The sequence below is a fragment of the Mycobacterium sp. smrl_JER01 genome, assembly GCF_048513595.2.
Classification (GTDB): domain Bacteria; phylum Actinomycetota; class Actinomycetes; order Mycobacteriales; family Mycobacteriaceae; genus Mycobacterium.
Genome location: NZ_JBLXXK020000001.1, coordinates 4,693,157 through 4,711,594, shown reverse-complemented (window position 1 = coordinate 4,711,594; position 18,438 = coordinate 4,693,157). Strand labels below are relative to the sequence as shown.

Genomic DNA, 18,438 nt, shown 5'->3' with positions numbered 1-18,438 from the left:
CGCACAGTCCCGATGTCAGGCTCCGATACCGTTGCCCGGCAACGGCGTTACGCGGTGCGTCCGCGCTCGGTCCGGTAGCGCCGCACCAGCGCGTCGGTCGAAGAGTCGGACTGCGCCGCGGGGGCGTCGTCACCGGTGAGCACCGGCAGCAGTGCCATGGCCTGGGTCTTGCCCAGCTCGACACCCCACTGGTCGAACGAGTCGATGCCCCAGATGACGCCCTCGACGAACACCTGATGCTCGTAGAGCGCGATCAGCTGGCCCACCACCGACGGGGTCAGCTTGGTGGCGAGGATCGACGTAGTGGGCCGGTTTCCGGGCATCACCTTGTGCGGCACCACATCTGACGGCGTGCCCTCTGCTGAGATCTCGTCGGCGGTTTTGCCGAACGCCAACACCTGGGTCTGGGCGAAGAAGTTGCTCATCAGCAGATCGTGCATGCTGCCGGTGCCGTCAGCGGTGGGCAGGTCGTCGGTCGGCTCGCTGAACCCGATGAAATCCGCCGGAACCAACCGGGTGCCCTGGTGCAGCAGCTGATAGAACGCGTGCTGGCCGTTGGTGCCCGGCTCGCCCCAGAAGATCTCACCGGTGCTCGCGGTGACCGGGGTGCCGTCGGCCTGCACCGATTTTCCGTTCGACTCCATCGTCAGTTGCTGCAGGTAGGCGGCGAAACGGGCAAGGTCGTTGGAGTAGGGCAGCACAGCACGGGTTTCCGCGCCGAAGAAGTTGCTGTACCAGAGCCCGATCAGGCCGAGCAGCACCGGCGCGTTGGCTTCCAGTGGAGCGGTGCGGAAGTGCTCGTCGACCAGGTGGAAGCCGGCCAGGAACTCGGCGAAGCGCTCGCGGCCGATCACCGCCATCACCGAGAGCCCGATCGCCGAGTCCACCGAGTATCGTCCGCCGACCCAGTCCCAGAAGCCGAACATGTTGGCGGTGTCGATGCCGAACTCGGCGACGCGCTCCGCGTTGGTCGACACCGCGACGAAATGCCGAGACACCGCTGCGCCCCCGAGGGTCTCGGTGAGCCAACGGCGTGCCGCGGTGGCGTTGGTCAGCGTCTCCAACGTCGAGAAGGTCTTGGACGCGACGATGAAAAGCGTTGTGGCCGGGTCTAATCCGTTGAGCTTGGCAACCAGGTCGGCGGGGTCGACGTTGGACACGAAACGCGCGCTGATGCCGGCGTCGGCGTAGTGCCGCAGCGCCTGGTCCACCATCACCGGCCCCAGATCCGACCCGCCGATGCCGATGTTGACCACGGTGGCGATGCGTTCACCCGTCGCACCGCGCCACTCGCCGCTGCGCACCCGGTCGGTGAACTCACCCATCCGGTCCAGCACCTCGTGCACATCGGCGACCACATCCTGGCCGTCCACGCTCAGTGCCGCATCCCTGGGCAGTCGCAGCGCGGTGTGCAGCACCGCACGGTCCTCGGAGGTGTTGATGTGTTCACCGGAGAACATCGCGTCCCGCCTGGCCGGCAGGTCGGCGGCCCGGGCCAGATCGAGCAGCAGACCGATCGTCTCGCGGCTGACACGGTGCTTGCTGTAGTCGATGTAGAGGTCTCCCACCGTCAGCGCCAACTCGGTGCCGCGGTCGGGATCCTGGGCGAAGAGTTCACGCAGATCCGTCTTGCCGATGTCGTGGTGGTGTCGGGACAGAGCCTGCCAGGCGGGTGTGGCGGTGATGTCAGAACCCATGTGGAGAACCCTAGTGCGGGTGGGCGCAGGAAGGGGTAAATGATGGGGGTATGGATACCTCCGCGCTGCTGGCATCTGTTCCGACCGGACTGTGGATCGGTGGTGAGGAACGTGCGGGCACCTCGACGTTCAACGTGCTCGACCCCAGTGACGACGAAGTCCTGACCGCGGTGGCCGATGCCACTGCCGACGACGCGCGCGACGCGCTGAATGCCGCGTGCGCGGTACAGGCCGAGTGGGCCGCGACACCGCCGCGGCAGCGCGGCGAGATCCTGCGGTCGGTCTTCGAGACGATCACCGCGCGCGCCGACGACATCGCCGCGCTGATGACCCTCGAGATGGGCAAGGTGGTCGCCGAGAGCAAGGGCGAGGTCACCTACGGTGCCGAGTTCTTCCGTTGGTTCGCCGAGGAAGCCGTACGCATCGACGGCCGGTACACGCCGAGCCCGGCGGGTACCGGGCGCATCCTGGTGACCAAACAGGCCGTCGGGCCTTGCTATGCGATCACCCCCTGGAACTTCCCGCTGGCCATGGGAACTCGCAAGATGGGCCCGGCCTTCGCGGCCGGCTGCACGATGATCGTCAAGCCGGCGCAGGAGACGCCGCTGACCATGCTGCTGCTGGCCAAGCTGATGGCCGAGGCGGGGCTGCCCAAGGGCGTGTTGTCGGTGCTGCCGACCAGTAACCCGGGCGCGGTCACCGAGGCACTGATCAACGACGGTCGGCTGCGCAAGCTCACCTTCACCGGATCCACGGGCGTGGGTAAGGCGCTGGTGAAACAGTCCGCCGACAAACTGCTGCGCACCTCGATGGAGCTGGGCGGCAACGCACCGTTCATCGTGTTCGACGACGCCGACGTCGACGCCGCCGTCGACGGTGCCGTGCTGGCCAAGATGCGCAACGGCGGAGAGGCCTGCACCGCGGCCAACCGGTTCCACGTGGCCAACGCGGTGCGTGCGGAGTTCACCGACAAGTTCGTCAAGCGGATGAGCGAGTTCACCCTGGGCAAGGGCCTCGACGAGAAGTCCACCCTGGGTCCGCTGATCAACGCCAAGCAGGTCGCCACTGTCACCGAGCTGGTGTCCGATGCAGTATCGCGGGGTGCTGCCGTTGCCGTCGGCGGTGTCGCCCCGGGCGGTCCCGGCAATTTCTACCCGGCCACCGTGCTGACCGATGTCCCGGCCGATGCCCGCATCCTCAAGGAGGAGGTGTTCGGCCCGGTGGCGCCGATCGCCGGCTTCGACACCGAGGACGAGGGCATCGCTGCGGCCAACAACACCGAGTACGGCCTGGCCGCCTACGTGTACACCCGGTCGCTGGACCGGGCGCTGCGGGTGGCCGAGGGCATCGAGTCCGGCATGGTCGGTGTCAACCGCGGCGTGATCTCCGATGCGGCCGCGCCGTTCGGCGGAATCAAGGAGTCGGGCTTCGGCCGCGAGGGCGGGACCGAGGGTATCGAGGAATACCTCGACACCAAGTACATCGCTTTGACTCGCTAGTTAGCTGCTGACGACAGCGCGAACCCGCGCTGCGCACAGCCGCGGATGTTCGGTGGCTCGCCGAGTGCAGTCCGGGATGCGACGGGGGCACTTCGCGGCGCGGTGCCGGCCAACGTGGGGCCAATGCCAGGTGTAAATACTGTTGACCACGTTAATTATCTGGCGCCGATGTGCGAAACCTAGGTGAACTACCCATTTTTCTCGCTGTTTGCAAGCCTTTTCGGAACTAATCTTCGTTCCGCGCTGGCTTTCTTGGCCGGCGACATGCGGACCAGCCGGGCGGGGAGCAAACATGAACAGTGCGAGATATGTCGGTCGGATAGGCGGGCTGGCGGTAGCCCTCGGCATCGGTGCCGCGGTTGCCGGCTCCCCGACGGCGTGGGCGGACGACCCAGCGCGGGAGTCGGCGGGGTCGTCCGAATCCTCGGAAGCGCGTTCGCTGAGCCGGAATGAGCCCTCGGCCGACGGCGGGGGCGAGGCGGCGTCGGGCACGAACCGCGGTGGAGACCATGTCACCTCCGATGGTGCCGCCTCCGATGATGCCGCCTCCGACGATGCCGCCTCCGTTGATGGCGCCTCCGATGATGGCGCCTCGGATGCTGACGAGGACGCCGACGGGGATGCCGACGAGGTTGACGAGGGTGCCGCCGGGGAAGGCGGGGACGCACCGGTCTTGGAAGCGCCGGGCGGCCCGGTCGACGCAGTCGAGCCGGTCGACGCAGCTGAGCCGAACGTCGAGGCCGACCCGAGCGTTGCAGCCGAGCCGAAGGTCGAGGCCGACCCGGGTGTCGCCGACACGGCCTCCGGTGAGGGTCGTCCCAGCCGTCCGCCCGCCGACACGTCGTCTGAGGCCGTCGCCGAGGGCAACACGGTGTCCGAGCGCGAAGAGACCGCCGAGCAGGTGGACCTGACGGCGCCGGTGTCCGCGGAGGCCCCGGCCGACGAGGACGCCCCGGCAGTCGAGGACAGCGCCGCGGCGCCGCAGCCCGAGGCGGTGCTCCCTGCGCCTGTCACGACAGCCAAGTCTGCCGGCGGACTCGCCCACGCGGTCGGGCAGCTGTGGAAGATCGCCGACAACATCATCCAGGCCGTATTCCGTCCGTTCCTGACGCCGATCCCGACCTCGCCGGACTCTTCGCCGCTGCTGCTGATGCTGGAGTGGTGGCGGCGCACGACGGTCGGGGTGTTCTACAACCGCGCCCCGGACGCTTCCCCGCTGCAGATCGGCGAGGCCGCCGACGGCACGGTGGTGGGCACCGTCGGCGCGATCGATCCCGACGGTGATCCGTTGACCTACACCCTCGCTCAGGGACCCCGGTTCGGAACCGTCAAGCTCAACGCCGACGGCACCTATGTCTACACCCCAGGCACGCTGATGGTCAGTGGCGGTGGACAGGACACGTTCACTGTGACCGTGCGGGACAAGGGCTTCCGCCTGCTGAGCCCCGCCGCCGTCCGGACCGTTTCGGTTGCGGTCACGGTGGGCGCCGGCGACGCGCTCGGCATCGGCGGTATGCCCTACGGGGTGGCGATGAGCCCAGACCGTCGGCGCGCCTACGTCACCGACGTGGACAACCGGCGAGTGGTGGTGATCGACGTCGCCAGCGGGTCGGTCGTCGATTCCATCCGGGTCGGCGCTGCGCCTTATGGAATCACGGTCGCCAACGACGGGCGTGCCTACGTGGTCAACTCCGACGACGGCACGCTCTCCGTCATCGACACCGCGACCAATACGGTGCTGCCTCGCAAGCTCTACGTGGGCAACTCGCCGACCAGCGTCGCGGCCAACGCCGACGGGTCACGGGTGGTGGTGACCGCCGGCAACGACGACGCGGTATCCATCATCGACACAGCTACGTGGACCATCACCCGAGTTTCGGTGGGCGACGGCGCATTCGGCGTCGCGATCAGTCAGAACCGGGCGTTTGTCACCAACGAGTTCGACGACACCGTATCGGTGATCGACCTCGACATCGCCGAGGTCATCACGACGATCGCGGTCGGCAACGCTCCCACCGGCATCGCCGTGGGCGGGAACCGGTTGGTGGTCACGAACTCCGGCTCGCTGCGGGAAACCGGCGATGGCAGCGTGACGATCATCGATCTCGACACACTCACCACCATCGGCTCGCCGGTGCCGCTGGGAGAGATGCCGACCTCGGTGGTGGTCGATGCCGATGGCCGCCACGCCTATGTGACCGACGCCGGGTACGGCACCGTGACCGTCATCGACCTCACGACGGGGGCCATCGTCGGATCGGTGATGCACACCGTCAGTGGCGCCACCGGGGTCGACATCGGGTTCGACGGACGCCTCTACGTCGCGGGCAGTCATGCCGGAATCATCGACGTGATCACTCCCGCCACACCGGCCGTGGGAGCCGTTGTACCGGCGTGGGAGCCGGTCACCGAGACGCCGGTGACGGTGGCCGCCGCGCACGCCACGATGATGGCGGCCGCGACAGCACCCGTTTCGGGTGCGAGGTGGACGCGCGGGTTCGACATCTACAACCTGACCACGCAGACGGTGACGTTGATCGGCTATGAAGGGGACGCACGACCGGACGGCACCGTGGCGCTGGGCATGCCCATCCCGCCGGGCGGCATGGTGCACTTCGAGGTCCCGATGTACTTCTGGAGCTCGACCTCGGTGCGGCCGATCTTCAAGGGCACCGTCACCGAGGACACCTGGACGGTCCGGATGAACGCGTGGGTCGACGGGTTCGTGCCGACGAGCGCGATCTCGGTGCGCCACTCCGGTGGCGACGGGACAGCCTCACCCTCGCCGGACGACTGGATCTCGACGCGTGATGACCAGGCTTCCCTGCTGGACGCCCGGGACAAGACGATCACGCTGGACCCCTCAGATCCCAGGAGCAGCGATCTGGTCAACAAGCTGTGCAACGGGGGCGGGCGGACCACCTGCTATGCCGCCAACATCACGAAGGTCGAAAGGGGATGGTCGGCATATCAGTTGGGGGGTACGGCCACCGGCAGCCCCGCCGTGGACAACAACTTCACCAGCACACCGCGCGAGTACAGCAGCGAGATCACCGCGACCTGGACCAGCAAGGCGTCGTTCGAGGGCAGCGTGAAGCTCAGCCTGTCGCTGCAGAAGATCTTGGGAGCCGATGTGACCGCCAAGCTCGGTCAGGAGTTCACCAACAGCGCCAGCTACAAGGGGACCGTCAAGTTCACGACACCGGCGTGGAAGAAGATCACGGTGATGGTCCGGATGCCCATCGTCCGGGTGACCAGCGATCTCTACATGACCGTGGGGAACAGCACGGTGATCATCAGGGGTCTGACCTATGAGCTGCCCGACACCGTCGGCGGTATGGAGACCAACACCCTCGAGTCCGATGCCACGAACCCGCTGGCGGTTGCCTGACACCGCTGCGGACGACCCAGGAATCCGGCCGGGGTGGGCACGATGCCGCCCCGGCCGGTTCCTTGTCGTGCGGCGTTGCCCGCCGTCGATGAACAGGACCCTGGACCGCGCGCGCCTTCGCCGCGCAGCGACCTGCGGCTCATAGACTTCCTTGCTCGGACAGCGACGAGGAGGGCCCTGGAGTTGACTGCCGTGAGTGCGGCGCCCGTCCGGGTGGGCCCGCGTCGGTACGTCGGCCCGGGCCAGGCCATACCCGCTCTCGACGGGGTCAGGGCGATCGCTGTGGCGCTGGTGCTCGCCGACCACGGTGGGGTCCCGGGCCTCTCGGGCGGATTCCTCGGCGTCGACGTGTTCTTCGTTCTCAGCGGATTCCTGATCACCTCGCTGCTGCTCGACGAGGTGGGCCGTACCGGTCGGATCGGCTTGAGAGCCTTCTGGATTCGGCGCGCCCGCAGGCTGCTGCCGGCGCTGTTGGTGATGGTGCTTGCGGTGGTGGCCATGCGGGAGCTGTTCTCCACCGAATCCACGGCGAATCTGCGCGCCGATGCGGTCGCCGCGCTGTTCTGGATGTCCAACTGGGTGTTCGTCGCTCAGGACACCGACTACTTCTCCCAGGGTGCTCCGCCGTCACCGCTGCAGCACACCTGGTCGTTGGCGGTCGAGGAGCAGTATTACGTCGGCTGGCCGGTGCTGATCGCCGCGGTCATCGCTGTCCTGGGCGCCTTCGCCTACCGCCGCGGCGCGGCGTTGTCGCAGCGCGCGGTGCGCACCGCGGTGTTTGTCCTGGCCGCCGGGGGTGTCCTCGCGTCTGCGGGGGTGACGGCCATGGTCAGCTCGGAGGCGAACCTCAATCGCGTCTACTTCGGCACCGACACCCGTGTGCAGGCGCTGCTGGTAGGCGCGGCGGCTGCGGCGTTGGTGGTGCGGGACTGGCGCGGCCTGACAGCCGGCCTGGTGATCTTGCGGTCGCGCTGGACGCGCTGGGTGGCCTGGGCGCTTCCCGCGATCGGATTGGTGGTACTGATCAGCGCGGCCCGCATCGCCACCGGAAGTGCCGAGGAGTTCCGCGGCGGGCTGCTGATCATCGTCGCGGTGGCCGCGGTTCTCGTCATCGCGCCGGTGGCGCTCGCCCAGGACGGTCCGGTGGCGCGGCTGCTGTCGGCCGGCCCGCTGGTCGGACTCGGTGCGATCTCCTACGGGGTGTACCTGTGGCACTGGCCGATCTTCTTGGTGCTGAACGGGGAACGCACGGGTATTGACGGCTGGGAGTTGTTCGCGCTGCGCTGCGCGGCGACGCTCGCCGTGGCGTCGGTGTCCTGGTTGTTGATCGAACAGCCGATCCGGGAGTGGCGGCCGGCATTCGTGCCGATGCTGCCGCTGGCGGCGGCGACGGCGGCGACGGCGGCGATGGTGACGATGACGGTGCTGCCGGTGCGGGTCGAGGCCGTGACGCCGGAACCCGGACCCGAGGTCGACATCGCCGCTCTGGTCGGGGCCGAGGTACCCGTGGAGGTCACCCGACCGCAGCGGCCCCGAGCGCCCGGTGATCTGAGGGTGGCGGTGTTCGGCGATTCGATCGCGTGGACACTGATGCGCTACCTGCCCGACACCCCCGGCGTGGACTTCACCGACCACACCACGATCGGGTGCGGGATCGCGCGCGGCGGGCCCTACGAGTACGTCGGGCAACAACTGCCGCAGAAATCCGAATGTGACGCCTGGCCGGCCCGTTGGACGCAGCGCATCGGTCACGAGAAGCCCGATGTGGCGCTGCTGATCGTGGGGCGCTGGGAGGTCGTCGACCGGATGAACGAGGGTCGGTGGACCCACATCGGCGAACCGGGCTTCGACGCGTACCTGCGCGGGGAGCTCAATCGCGCCCTCGACATCCTGGGCTCGACGGGGGCACGGCTGGTCGTGACGACCGAGCCGTACAACCGGCGTGCTGAGAAGCCGGACGGCAGCCTCTATCCCGAGGATCAGCCGAAACGCGTCGAGCGGTGGAATGCGTTGCTCCGCAGCGTCGTCGACGGGCGGCCCAACGCCACGGTGCTGGATCTGAACCGGAAGCTCAGCCCGAACGGCTACTACCAGACCCGGCTCGACGGGATCCGGCTACGCAGTGACGGTGTGCACCCCACTCCCGAGGCCGTGGAGTGGTTGACGCCCTGGCTGGTCGACGCGCTCAAACCCGAGTGACCTCGGCGCGCGATGCGACTCCTCGGCTGCGTGCGCGCGCCGGCTGCACCGGGCGTCAGTGGCCGAGGCGGCCGCGGCCCAGCCGCAGCAGCAGCATGGCGAGATTCTTGCCTTCTTCGCCCAGCACGCTGTAGCGCTCGATGACCTTCATCTCGCGGCTGTGCACGAGGCGGGTGCCGCCAGAAGCCATGCGGGCCTTGCCGATCATCTGGGACACCTCGGTGCGGCGTTGCACCGCTTCGAGGATCGCCGCGTCGAGGCGATCGATTTCGGCGCGCAGATCGTCGATTTCAGGCACTTGGGTGGGTTCCGTCGTCGTCATGTCGTTCTCCGGGTTCTCGTCGTGCGAAGGGTCCGGTCCGGTCCGGTTCGGGCCTCACACAAGAGACGAGCCCCGGATCCGGAAGCGGACCGCGGGGCTCTGGGAAGCAGCTAAACCACGGGCACCGCAGGCCGGTACCCGTGGAAAAATCGCCACTGCGCGTTGAGCACCTCACGAGTGTGCCACCACCGGCCAACCCTGCGCAAAGGAGGCCCGGACAGCGGCGCCGCGGCGGGTTTGACGACATCTGCGCCGGCTCGGCATCGGACAGGGCCCGAGGCGGCATGCGACTTCGCTCCAGTCATGCAGCTCATGGCATATGAGCGATTGAGCAGTGAAGACGGGATGAACTTTCTGTCCGAAAAGTTAGCCGTTGACGCTGGCGTTGATATAGTCGTCCCACGCGAGGCGGCCGTCGTCGCCCGCGGAAAGGGGGGCGCGCTCGCGCGAGTGATCTGTGGGACGGGAATTCATCTGGGCAAACTCCGCGGCGGAGCCGAACAAAAGCCGTACCGAAACAGCGTTTTCTTGCTGCCGCAATTATCCAACGCGATGAATGGTCCTCCGCGCAGATTGCTGGATGTCTGCCTTCAGCGTTCAGCCATGCCCGTAATTGGTTGTCCGGAACTCCTGACCGTACGCCGGGCTATTCGGATGCATGGCCTCAGTGGGTTGCCCGAGAGTGCGTCTGATCGCCCCGGAACTTAGGGCACCCCGGCTTTGAACTGGTAGCTCTCGGCGACTGTAGTGACGGTCCGCGGATGCACTCGATGTGTCGGCGGTGCCGGCCGAGTGTGAATAGTCCATAGACCCGAGGTGTGAATTGGGCAGCGGGCGGCGAAGCATAAATTTTGATAGCGAGTCTTGACATGTTGCTGGGCTCGCTTTAATTTATTTCCGTCCGCATACATCATGGCTTTTGAGCAGGGGCAGTCGGGGATCGGGGCGCGCCGCCTGCAGGGGGGTCCGCAAAGTGGCTAAGCAGGTAGATGCTGGTTCGATCCGTCGCCGGATCGCAGTCGGGGTGCTCGGATCCGCCGCGGTAGGTGTCGGCGTGGCCTGGGGCGCGACATTGGAGGCGCCGGACTCGGCAGTGACCGAAGTGCGGTTGGTGTCCACGGAGTCGATGCTCCCGTTGGCCCCGCCGGACTGTCTCAACACCGACTCCGGTACGAGCGGCTGCGGAATCAACCTGCGTGCCGGCGGAGCGCCGACCCCGCCGGCGCTGGCGGCGGCTAATGCGCAGTGGTACCGACCGATGTTCGGCAACGGAGGTTGGCTGATCGGCAACGGTCTCACCGCCGCCGAGGATTGCGAGGCCGCAGCGTGCCGCGGTGGTAATGGCGGCCTGCTGTGGGGCAATGGTGGAGACGGCCGGTACGGCTGGGACGGTGGTGACGCCGGATTCCTGTTTGGTAACGGCGGACGAGGTGGCAACGGTCTCGACGCGGAGTATGACCTGATCGCCCAAGAGCGGACGAGTGAAGCAACCATCGGCGGCAACGGTGGCCGCGGCGGACTGCTCTTCGGCCGCGGCGGCGACGGCGGCGACGGTGGCCGCGACGAGAACAGGTTGGATACCGCGGGCGAGAACGACGCCAAGGGTGCGCAGGGCGGAAACGGCGGCCAGGGCGGCAGGTTGGGCGGAGACGGCGGCAGCGGCGGATGGGGTGGTGATGCCTTCTCTGCCAACGGCAACGCCGAAGCCGGAGGCGGCGGTGCCGGCGGTACCTCGACCGGGGGAAGTGGTGGAACGGGTGGCGACGGCGGCAATGCGGAGGCGCCGCTCGGCAATGCGACCGCCGGATCGGGCGGCGTAGGCGGCACCTCGGTTCGCGGCGACGGCGGTGCCGGGGGGGCCGGAGGGGACGCCTCGGCGTTCTTCCACCTCAACGGATTCGGGGTGGCCATCGGCGGGGACGGCGGGGATGGCGGCGCCAGTGTCTACGGCAACGGCGGGGACGGCGGCGCGGGCGGAAATGCGCTGCCGGCCGGAGAGGCAAACGCGGTCGGCGGCAACGGCGGCAACGGCGGTGACACGCGGATCGGCGACGGCGGGTCCGGGGGTGATGGCGGATGGGGCCGTGCCGTCAACGGTGCGGCCACCGGCGGAAACGGCGGCAGCGGTGGCAACGTCGAGCGGCGCGGCAGCGGCGGTAGTGGCGGCGCGGGAGGTGACGGCACCGTTCTCGGTGACGAGGACGGTGATTCGTCGCCGGACTCCAACGCCAGGGGTGGCCGTGGCGGTGTGGGCGGCGACGGCGGATCGAGGTCCGGTGATGGCGGTGACGGGGGTGACGGCGGCGACGCGGCGATTCCACCCACGCAGAGGAACGGGCAGGGTGGCCGCGGGACATTCACGGCGGGCTCGGGCGCCGAAGGTGGAAGCGCCCGCGGATCGGGTGACGACGGTGCGGACGGTAAGGACGGCTGGGCGGGGCGGACCAACTCGCCCGACAATCCTGCCAACCAGCCGCAGAATGACCGTCCCCGTCACCCGGGTGGATCCGAGCGGACCTCTGACGCGGCCTAGCGCCGAGCCGGTGGTGTCCGTGGCCCCACCGCACATGCGGGAACGTGCCCGAGACTGCGGGTGTCAGAAGTTTGCCATGCTCCGACGTGTGTCCCTGCTGGAGTTGCCGGGCGCGGCCACGATGCGATGCGCCTGAGCTGTCTGGGTGCGTGCTGAAAGTGTTGATTCAGAACGGTATAGATCAGCAGTTGTCGATATGCCGCGCCGTCAGCGTGAGTGGAATCGCCGCTGGTGCGCATTGCGGCAATCTTAGCGAAACTGTTTGCTATTCGCGGTATGCCGGGTAGTGTGTCGATTGAATGCAATGCTGGCGTGTCGTCGGGTTGGGGGTTTCGCGATGGGGTCGGATCGAGTCAGATCACGAACGGGCGTAGGCGTTTTCGTCCTCGGTATGGGATTGTTGGTCGCTGCCGGCCCCGGTGCCGCTGTGGCGGTGGCCTCGACGGGTGACGGCAGCGGATCCTCGTCGAACTCGTCGGGGTCGAACTCGTCGACTTCGAGTTCGTCTGGCAGGGACAAGGATCGGACATCGACGAGTCGTGACCGCGACCGCTCGTCGTCCTCGTCCTCGTCGCGCGAATCGGCCTCCGGGCCGCGCGATCGGTCGTCCGAGTCCTCCGGTGGTTCTTCGGACAAACCGTCCGACAAGCCTTCCGGCAAACCCTCGGACAATCCCTCCGGCAAGCCCGCGCGCGAGCCGAAGGCGAATGACCGTGACAGGACCCGTGACGGCCGCGGCGACGATGCGCAGCCGGTACGCTCCTCCCGGCCTTCCGGTGGTATTCGACAATCGCCGTCACACCCGGACGCGCCGGAAACCACCTCTCAAGAGTCAACGTCCCAGGTTGTCGGCGGGTCGGGCGGCGAGCCCGGCGCATCGGCGCCGGCTGCCGGGCCCGACTCGGCGGAATCGTCGGTGCCGGCTACGCCCGTCGCTGCGGTCGAACCCGACCTGGCTCAGGTCACCCAGGTACCGGCGTTCCGCCGTACCTCGGCGGCTGCAGACCGGAGCCGGTTGTTGCGGCTGCGTACGGTGACCGTGCAACCGACGGTGGTGCCGGTCGGTCCGGCCTCCCCGGTCGTGCCCGAGGCGGTGGGCTACGCGGGTGCGCTGACCTTGACGCGCCGAGACCTGGAACTGCAGCAGATCTACGGCGACCCGGCCAAGGCGGCGCGGTACTGGCAGCCGCAGAATTCCGGTGATTGTGTGCTCATGTCGGTGGCCGGCGTGGTCGGCTTGCTCACCGGTAGAGCGCCGACTGAAGCCCAGATCGTCTATCGCGCAATGAATCTGCTCAGCGTCCGCCAAGAGTACGCCGGCAAGGTGATGTACCGCGGGATGCGCGACAGCGCCAAAGGGGCCTACTACGAAGACGCGCGGGAATTGTTGAAGCAGTATGGAATTGACTCCAATGTGAGTTGGTACGGCACATACGGTTCGCACAACACGTACTACGAAGCCGAGGCGATGGAGAAGCTCAAATCAGCGCTCGCGGACCCGGACAAGGCGATGATCGCGGCCATCAACGCGCAGTTGCTCTGGTCGCAAGCCGTGCCGAACTATCGAGGTTCACTACCCGGGTCGAGTGACAACGCCAACCACGCTGTCATTGTCACGGGCTACAACTCCGACACCGATATGATCACGATCAATGACCATGCGCAGAGCAGGTTGGTGAACGGTAAGCCCCTCGGGCAGGCTTGGGAGATTCCGCGCACACTGTTCCTGGACGCCTGGAACAGGAGCAATTACCTGACCGTCATCGCCGTGCGTCCCACCGATCCGGTTGTTCCAGTGTCGGGGTGGAAGAATCTGCAACCGCGCCGCGACCAGGTCTCGCTGACCTCGCAGAAGAACACCAAGCAGACCCAGCACCGGGCCCGCTGAGACGCTGAACGCATTGCCCGGGTTGGTGTTTGATGGATAGCACCTTGCGCGTGGTCGGGGTGATCATCGGCAGGCTCACCGGCAAAGTGCCGCAGGACGCCCAACTCGTCTACGAGGCGATGAACACACCGAGCGTGAGCAAGCCGGGCAAGAAGATGTACCGCGGGCTCAAAAGTGATGACAGCGTGTCGGTTTCGGATGCGCTGGTCCTGCTGCAGAATCACGGCATCGGCACCGTCGTGACCAGGCACGCACCGGGTGCCGAGCAGGACGCGTACGGCGACCTACTCGCCGCGCTGACCGACCCGGCGAAGACCGCCGTCGCCGTATTGGCAAAAGGTCCGGTCGTGGTGACTGCGGTCGATACCGCCGTCTGGCTGGATGCCGGTGGGGGTGCGGCCCCGGAAGGCGCCTCCCCGTTCATCAGCAAGTGGGCGGCCGCCGGTCTCGGGTTGATCGTCGCCGAGGTCACCGGCCCGACGAAATCGCCGCCGGCCGACTGGTCCCGTCTGCGTCCGCGACGCGAGTCCGCAGGCCGGCGGGAATAGGCATCCGGGGGGAGTCCCTGACCCAAATCCTCCTTTGCTGATCGGCACGTTCACCAAATGTTTCCGTGGCGACGGGTACGGCCGATATGTCGGCGATCCCAGGGTGCACGCGCGCGGTGAATACCGTCCCCGCGGTGATCGTGGTGCTGCCGGAATGCGGTTTCTGACAAGGCATTAACCTTCGCTGGCGGTAGGGTGGACGCATTCGTCCCGCTTCGTCCGCCAGGGTTCTGCGCTACCCGAGGGTAAATCGGGGGCCAAGTCACACAGCCCGCCTACGGCAATTTGCGGAATCTGTTGACACGTTGCTGGCCGCAGCTTAGATTCAATTCGCCCGGGGGTATCGGGCGTTACGCGCATCGCCAGGGGCGGGCCGAAAATCGGAGGGGCAGCACAGTGGCCAAACATCGCAACGCGCACGTTTCACGCTCGGCGCAGAGCTCGGTCGGTCGGTATCTCGCGGCCGGCGTGTTCGGCTCGGCGATGGTCGGGGCGGGGGTCGCTTTCGCGGTCGCCACCGACGGTGAATCCCCGACGTGGGTGACCGCGGACGTGCGGCTGGCGTCGACGGAGTCCGCGGCACCGGATTGCCTCTCCGGCAGCCCGGCCGCCGACCAGTGCGCATCGTTACTGGGCGCGGGTGGAAACTCCACGCCCTTCGCGTTGTCCGCAAATCCGGTGTGGCGGCCCATGATAGGGCCCGGCGGGTGGTTGATCGGCAACGGCCTCGACGCCGCCGAGGACTGTGAGGGCAACGCGTGCCGCGGGGGCAGCGCAGGACTGCTCTGGGGTAACGGCGGAGACGGCCTCTACGGCTACGCCGGCGGCAACGCCGGTTTCCTGTTTGGTGACGGCGGTGACGGCGGCGCCGGCCTGAACGCCTTCTACGACCCGGTCACCGGCCAGAAGTACGCGGCGACCGCCGGCGGTCGGGGCGGTCGGGGCGGGTTCCTGTTCGGCAACGGCGGCAACGGCGGCGACGGGGGTGGTGACGAGAACCTGGTGGACTCCGAGGACGCGAATGCAACCCGCGCCGATGGTGCCCGCGGCGGCAACGGTGGTCGCGGTGGCTTGCTGGGCGGCGACGGTGGAGACGCCGGGTGGGGCGGGGACGCCTACTCGTTCAACGGAGACGCCGTCGCCGGGGACGGCGGCCGCGGCGGCTCGGCCACCATGGGCAGTGGTGGATGGGGCGGCGACGGCGGCAACGCGGAGTCCGAATACGGCAGCGCCTACGGCGGCACCGGGGGCACCGGCGGCGGCTCGTTCAACGGCAATGGCGGAAACGGCGGCTGGGGCGGTGATGCCGTGGCGTACGAGGACGGCACCGAAGCCGTCGGTGGAAACGGTGGCAACGGCGGCGCCACCACGATCGGCGACGGTGGTGACGGTGGTAACGGCGGTTACGGCAACCCCGACTTCGACGCCGACGCCACCGGTGGCGCCGGCGGCAACGGCGGCTACACCGTCGTGGGCAACGGCGGCGATGGCGGTGCCGGTGGTGACGCGACCCCGATGGACGGAACCGGCACTGCCGGGGCCGGCGGTAAGGGCGGCACCGCGGGCCTGGCCGGCACCGGCGGGCGTGGCGGGAACGGCGGCGAAGCCTACGTCTTCGGTGACGAAGAAGCAGAGTCTGACGGCGACGCGATCGGCGGGAACGGCGGCAGCGGCGGCCGCGGCGGATTGGTGGCCGGTCAGGGCGGTGACGGCGGCGACGGTGGCAACGCGACCGTCCCCGACGCGCCGGGCGGCACCGGGACGCCGAGCGCAGGTGTGGGCGGTGCCGGCGGCCCGGGTGGTCTGGCCGGCACGCGCGGTGACGACGGATCTGACGGTACTGCCGGACGGGCGGACGACGACTGACGCCGGACCGGTATCGCGGGCCGGCCTCCGGTGACCGGCTGATCGGCTCATCCGGCGGTCGCCGCCTCCGGGCGCGGGCGCGGTTGGGTGGGGGTGTCCGCCCGCGGCGGTAAGTTTGGGTGCGACATGAGTGTGAACGTGACCCTGAACGATGCCGCCACAGCTGCGGCCGGACCTGACGACCTGCTCGACGGGCTCAACCCCCAGCAACGCCAGGCGGTGCTGCACGAGGGCACCCCCCTGCTGATCGTCGCCGGCGCCGGATCGGGCAAGACCGCGGTGTTGACCCGTCGGATCGCCTACCTGCTGGCCGCCCGTGATGTCGGGGTCGGCCAGGTGCTTGCCATCACGTTCACCAACAAGGCCGCCGCCGAGATGCGGGAGCGGGTGGTCGGTTTAGTCGGCCCTCGGGCCAGGAACATGTGGATTTCCACCTTCCATTCCTCGTGTGTACGGATCCTGCGCAACCAGGCCTCGCTGCTCCCCGGTCTGAACTCGAACTTCTCCATCTACGACGCCGACGACTCACGACGCCTGCTGCTGATGATCGGCAAGGACATGGGTCTGGACACCAAGCGGCACTCGCCGCGGCTGCTGGCCAACGGAATCTCCAACCTCAAGAACGAGCTGATCGGTCCGGAGCAGGCCGCGGCCGAGGCGTCCGAGGCAGCCGACGACCTTGCCCGGATCATCGCCGAGGTGTACGCGGAGTACCAGCGCCGACTGCGTGCTGCCAACGCGCTGGACTTCGACGACCTGATCGGCGAGACAGTCGCTGTGTTACAGGCGTTTCCGCAGATCGCCCAGTATTATCGGCGCCGCTTCCGGCACATCCTGGTCGACGAGTACCAGGACACCAACCACGCGCAGTACGTACTGGTGCGCGAGCTCGTGGGCGGGTCCGCGACCGCATCCGACGATCCGGCCGGTGTCCCGCCCGCCGAGCTGTGCGTCGTCGGCGACGCCGACCAGTCGATCTACGCGTTCCGCGGCGCCACGATCCGCAACATCGAGGATTTCGAGCGCGACTATCCGAACGCCACCACGATTCTGCTGGAACAGAACTACCGCTCCACCCAGACCATCCTGAACGCGGCCAACTCGGTGATCGCCCGCAATGTCGGTCGCCGGGAGAAGCGGCTGTGGACCGACGCGGGTCAAGGGGAGTTGATCGTCGGCTATGTCGCCGACAACGAGCACGATGAGGCCCGCTTCGTCGCCCAGGAGATCGATGCGCTGTCGGACTCCGTCGGCGACTTCTCCTACAACGACGTCGCGGTGTTCTACCGCACCAACAACTCCTCACGCGCCATCGAAGAAGTGTTCATCCGGGCCGGCATCCCGTACAAGGTCGTCGGGGGCGTGCGCTTCTATGAACGCAAGGAGATCCGCGACATCGTCGCCTACCTGCGGGTGCTGGACAACCCGGGCGACGCGGTCAGCATGCGCCGCATCCTCAACACCCCGCGCCGGGGGATCGGCGACCGGGCCGAGGCTTGTGTGGCCGTGTACGCCGAGTCGACGGGAACCAACTTCAGCGACGCGCTGTTGGCCGCAGCCGAGGGCAACGTGCCCATGCTCAACACGCGCTCGGAGAAGGCCATCAAGGGTTTCGTGGAACTGCTCGACGAGCTGCGCGGCGGGCTCGACGGCGAGCTCGGGGATCTCGTCGAGACGGTGCTCGACCGTACCGGCTACCGCGCCGAACTGGAAGCCTCCAGCGACCCCCAGGACCTGGCCCGGCTCGACAACTTGAACGAATTGGTCAGCGTGGCACACGAATTCAGCATCGATCTGGCCAACGCCAGGGCGTTGGCCGATGAGCAGGGGGCTGAAGAGGGGCCGGGCCGGCAGGACGAGGATGTACCCGACACCGGTGTGTTGGCCGCCTTCTTGGAGCGGGTATCGCTGGTCGCCGACGCCGATGACATCCCCGAACACGGAGCCGGCGTGGTCACCATGATGACCTTGCACACCGCCAAAGGCCTGGAGTTCCCCGTGGTCTTCGTGACCGGCTGGGAGGACGGCATGTTCCCGCACATGCGGGCGCTCGGGGACCCGACCGAGCTCTCCGAGGAGCGCCGATTGGCCTACGTCGGAATCACCCGTGCCCGGCAGCGGCTCTACCTCAGCCGGGCCAAGGTGCGGTCCTCGTGGGGACAGCCGATGCTGAACCCGGAGTCGCGGTTCCTCCGGGAGATCCCGCAGGAACTCATCGACTGGCGACGCACCGAGCAGCCGGCGTCGCTCTCGGCGCCCGTCGGCAACGCGGGACGGTACGGCACCCCCCGTCCCTCGCCGACGCGTCCGGCGGCGGGAAAACGACCGTTGGTGGTGCTGGAACCCGGCGATCGCGTCACCCACGACAAGTACGGACTCGGGCGGGTCGAGGAGGTCTCCGGAGTCGGAGAGTCGGCGATGTCGTTGATCGATTTCGGCTCCGCCGGGCGGGTGAAGCTGATGCACAATCACGCACCCATCGCCAAGCTCTAGAG

The 18,438-nt window shown here is 67.9% G+C and carries 10 protein-coding genes; 8 read left to right on the top strand and 2 right to left on the bottom strand.

All coding sequences use genetic code 11. The features are described from left to right. Positions 1–47 precede the first annotated feature (47 nt). Positions 48–1,697, bottom strand: a complete 1,650-nt coding sequence (gene pgi / locus ACNUDN_RS22000) for a glucose-6-phosphate isomerase (protein ID WP_419123872.1) — start codon at positions 1,695–1,697, stop codon at positions 48–50. Positions 1,698–1,747: 50 nt separating this feature from the next. Here pgi and ACNUDN_RS21995 point away from each other — a divergent pair, with 50 nt between their 5' ends. The 3 genes from ACNUDN_RS21995 (at position 1,748) to ACNUDN_RS21985 (ending at position 8,786) form a co-directional block, all read left to right on the top strand. After that, a complete protein-coding gene (locus ACNUDN_RS21995; protein ID WP_419123871.1) occupies positions 1,748–3,196 on the top strand; it encodes an NAD-dependent succinate-semialdehyde dehydrogenase in 1,449 nt (482 codons plus the stop codon). 292 nt (positions 3,197–3,488) lie between these two features. Continuing rightward, entirely contained in the window at positions 3,489–6,587 is a 3,099-nt protein-coding gene (locus ACNUDN_RS21990; protein WP_419123870.1) for a cadherin-like domain-containing protein, read from the top strand. A 183-nt stretch (positions 6,588–6,770) separates the two neighbouring features. Next, positions 6,771–8,786 (top strand): acyltransferase family protein, encoded by a 2,016-nt coding sequence (locus ACNUDN_RS21985; RefSeq protein ID WP_419123869.1) that lies wholly within the window; start codon positions 6,771–6,773, stop codon positions 8,784–8,786. A 55-nt stretch (positions 8,787–8,841) separates the two neighbouring features. On the opposite strand, the gene ACNUDN_RS21980 is transcribed toward ACNUDN_RS21985, so the two are convergent. Beyond that, a complete protein-coding gene (locus tag ACNUDN_RS21980) occupies positions 8,842–9,108 on the bottom strand; it encodes a chorismate mutase (RefSeq protein ID WP_419123868.1) in 267 nt (88 codons plus the stop codon). A 973-nt stretch (positions 9,109–10,081) separates the two neighbouring features. Here ACNUDN_RS21980 and ACNUDN_RS21975 point away from each other — a divergent pair. From ACNUDN_RS21975 to ACNUDN_RS21955, 5 genes are all read left to right on the top strand, one after another. After that, the gene (locus tag ACNUDN_RS21975; protein WP_419123867.1) at positions 10,082–11,641 is read left to right on the top strand and encodes a hypothetical protein; all 1,560 of its coding nucleotides are present in this window, start codon (positions 10,082–10,084) and stop codon (positions 11,639–11,641) included. 916 nt (positions 11,642–12,557) lie between these two features. After that, positions 12,558–13,529, top strand: a complete 972-nt coding sequence (locus ACNUDN_RS21970; RefSeq protein ID WP_419123866.1) for a hypothetical protein — start codon at positions 12,558–12,560, stop codon at positions 13,527–13,529. Positions 13,530–13,561: 32 nt separating this feature from the next. Next, the gene (locus ACNUDN_RS21965; RefSeq protein WP_419123865.1) at positions 13,562–14,077 is read left to right on the top strand and encodes a hypothetical protein; all 516 of its coding nucleotides are present in this window, start codon (positions 13,562–13,564) and stop codon (positions 14,075–14,077) included. A 396-nt stretch (positions 14,078–14,473) separates the two neighbouring features. Continuing rightward, the gene (locus tag ACNUDN_RS21960; RefSeq protein ID WP_419123864.1) at positions 14,474–15,943 is read left to right on the top strand and encodes a hypothetical protein; all 1,470 of its coding nucleotides are present in this window, start codon (positions 14,474–14,476) and stop codon (positions 15,941–15,943) included. Between the two features lie 126 nt (positions 15,944–16,069). Continuing rightward, positions 16,070–18,436 carry a UvrD-helicase domain-containing protein gene (locus ACNUDN_RS21955; RefSeq protein WP_419123863.1) on the top strand — a complete coding sequence of 789 codons (2,367 nt, stop codon included), beginning with the start codon at positions 16,070–16,072 and terminating at the stop codon, positions 18,434–18,436. The last annotated feature ends 2 nt before the right edge of the window (positions 18,437–18,438 follow it).

Excerpts from the sequence above, each read along its gene's own strand:
- pgi (WP_419123872.1), bottom strand. The coding sequence starts at position 1,697 with ATGGGTTCTGACATCACCGCCACACCCGCCTGGCAGGCTCTGTCCCGA.
- ACNUDN_RS21995 (WP_419123871.1), top strand. The coding sequence starts at position 1,748 with ATGGATACCTCCGCGCTGCTGGCATCTGTTCCGACCGGACTGTGGATC.
- ACNUDN_RS21990 (WP_419123870.1), top strand. The coding sequence starts at position 3,489 with ATGAACAGTGCGAGATATGTCGGTCGGATAGGCGGGCTGGCGGTAGCC.
- ACNUDN_RS21980 (WP_419123868.1), bottom strand. The coding sequence starts at position 9,108 with ATGACGACGACGGAACCCACCCAAGTGCCTGAAATCGACGATCTGCGC.
- ACNUDN_RS21965 (WP_419123865.1), top strand. The coding sequence starts at position 13,562 with ATGGATAGCACCTTGCGCGTGGTCGGGGTGATCATCGGCAGGCTCACC.
- ACNUDN_RS21955 (WP_419123863.1), top strand. The coding sequence starts at position 16,070 with ATGAGTGTGAACGTGACCCTGAACGATGCCGCCACAGCTGCGGCCGGA.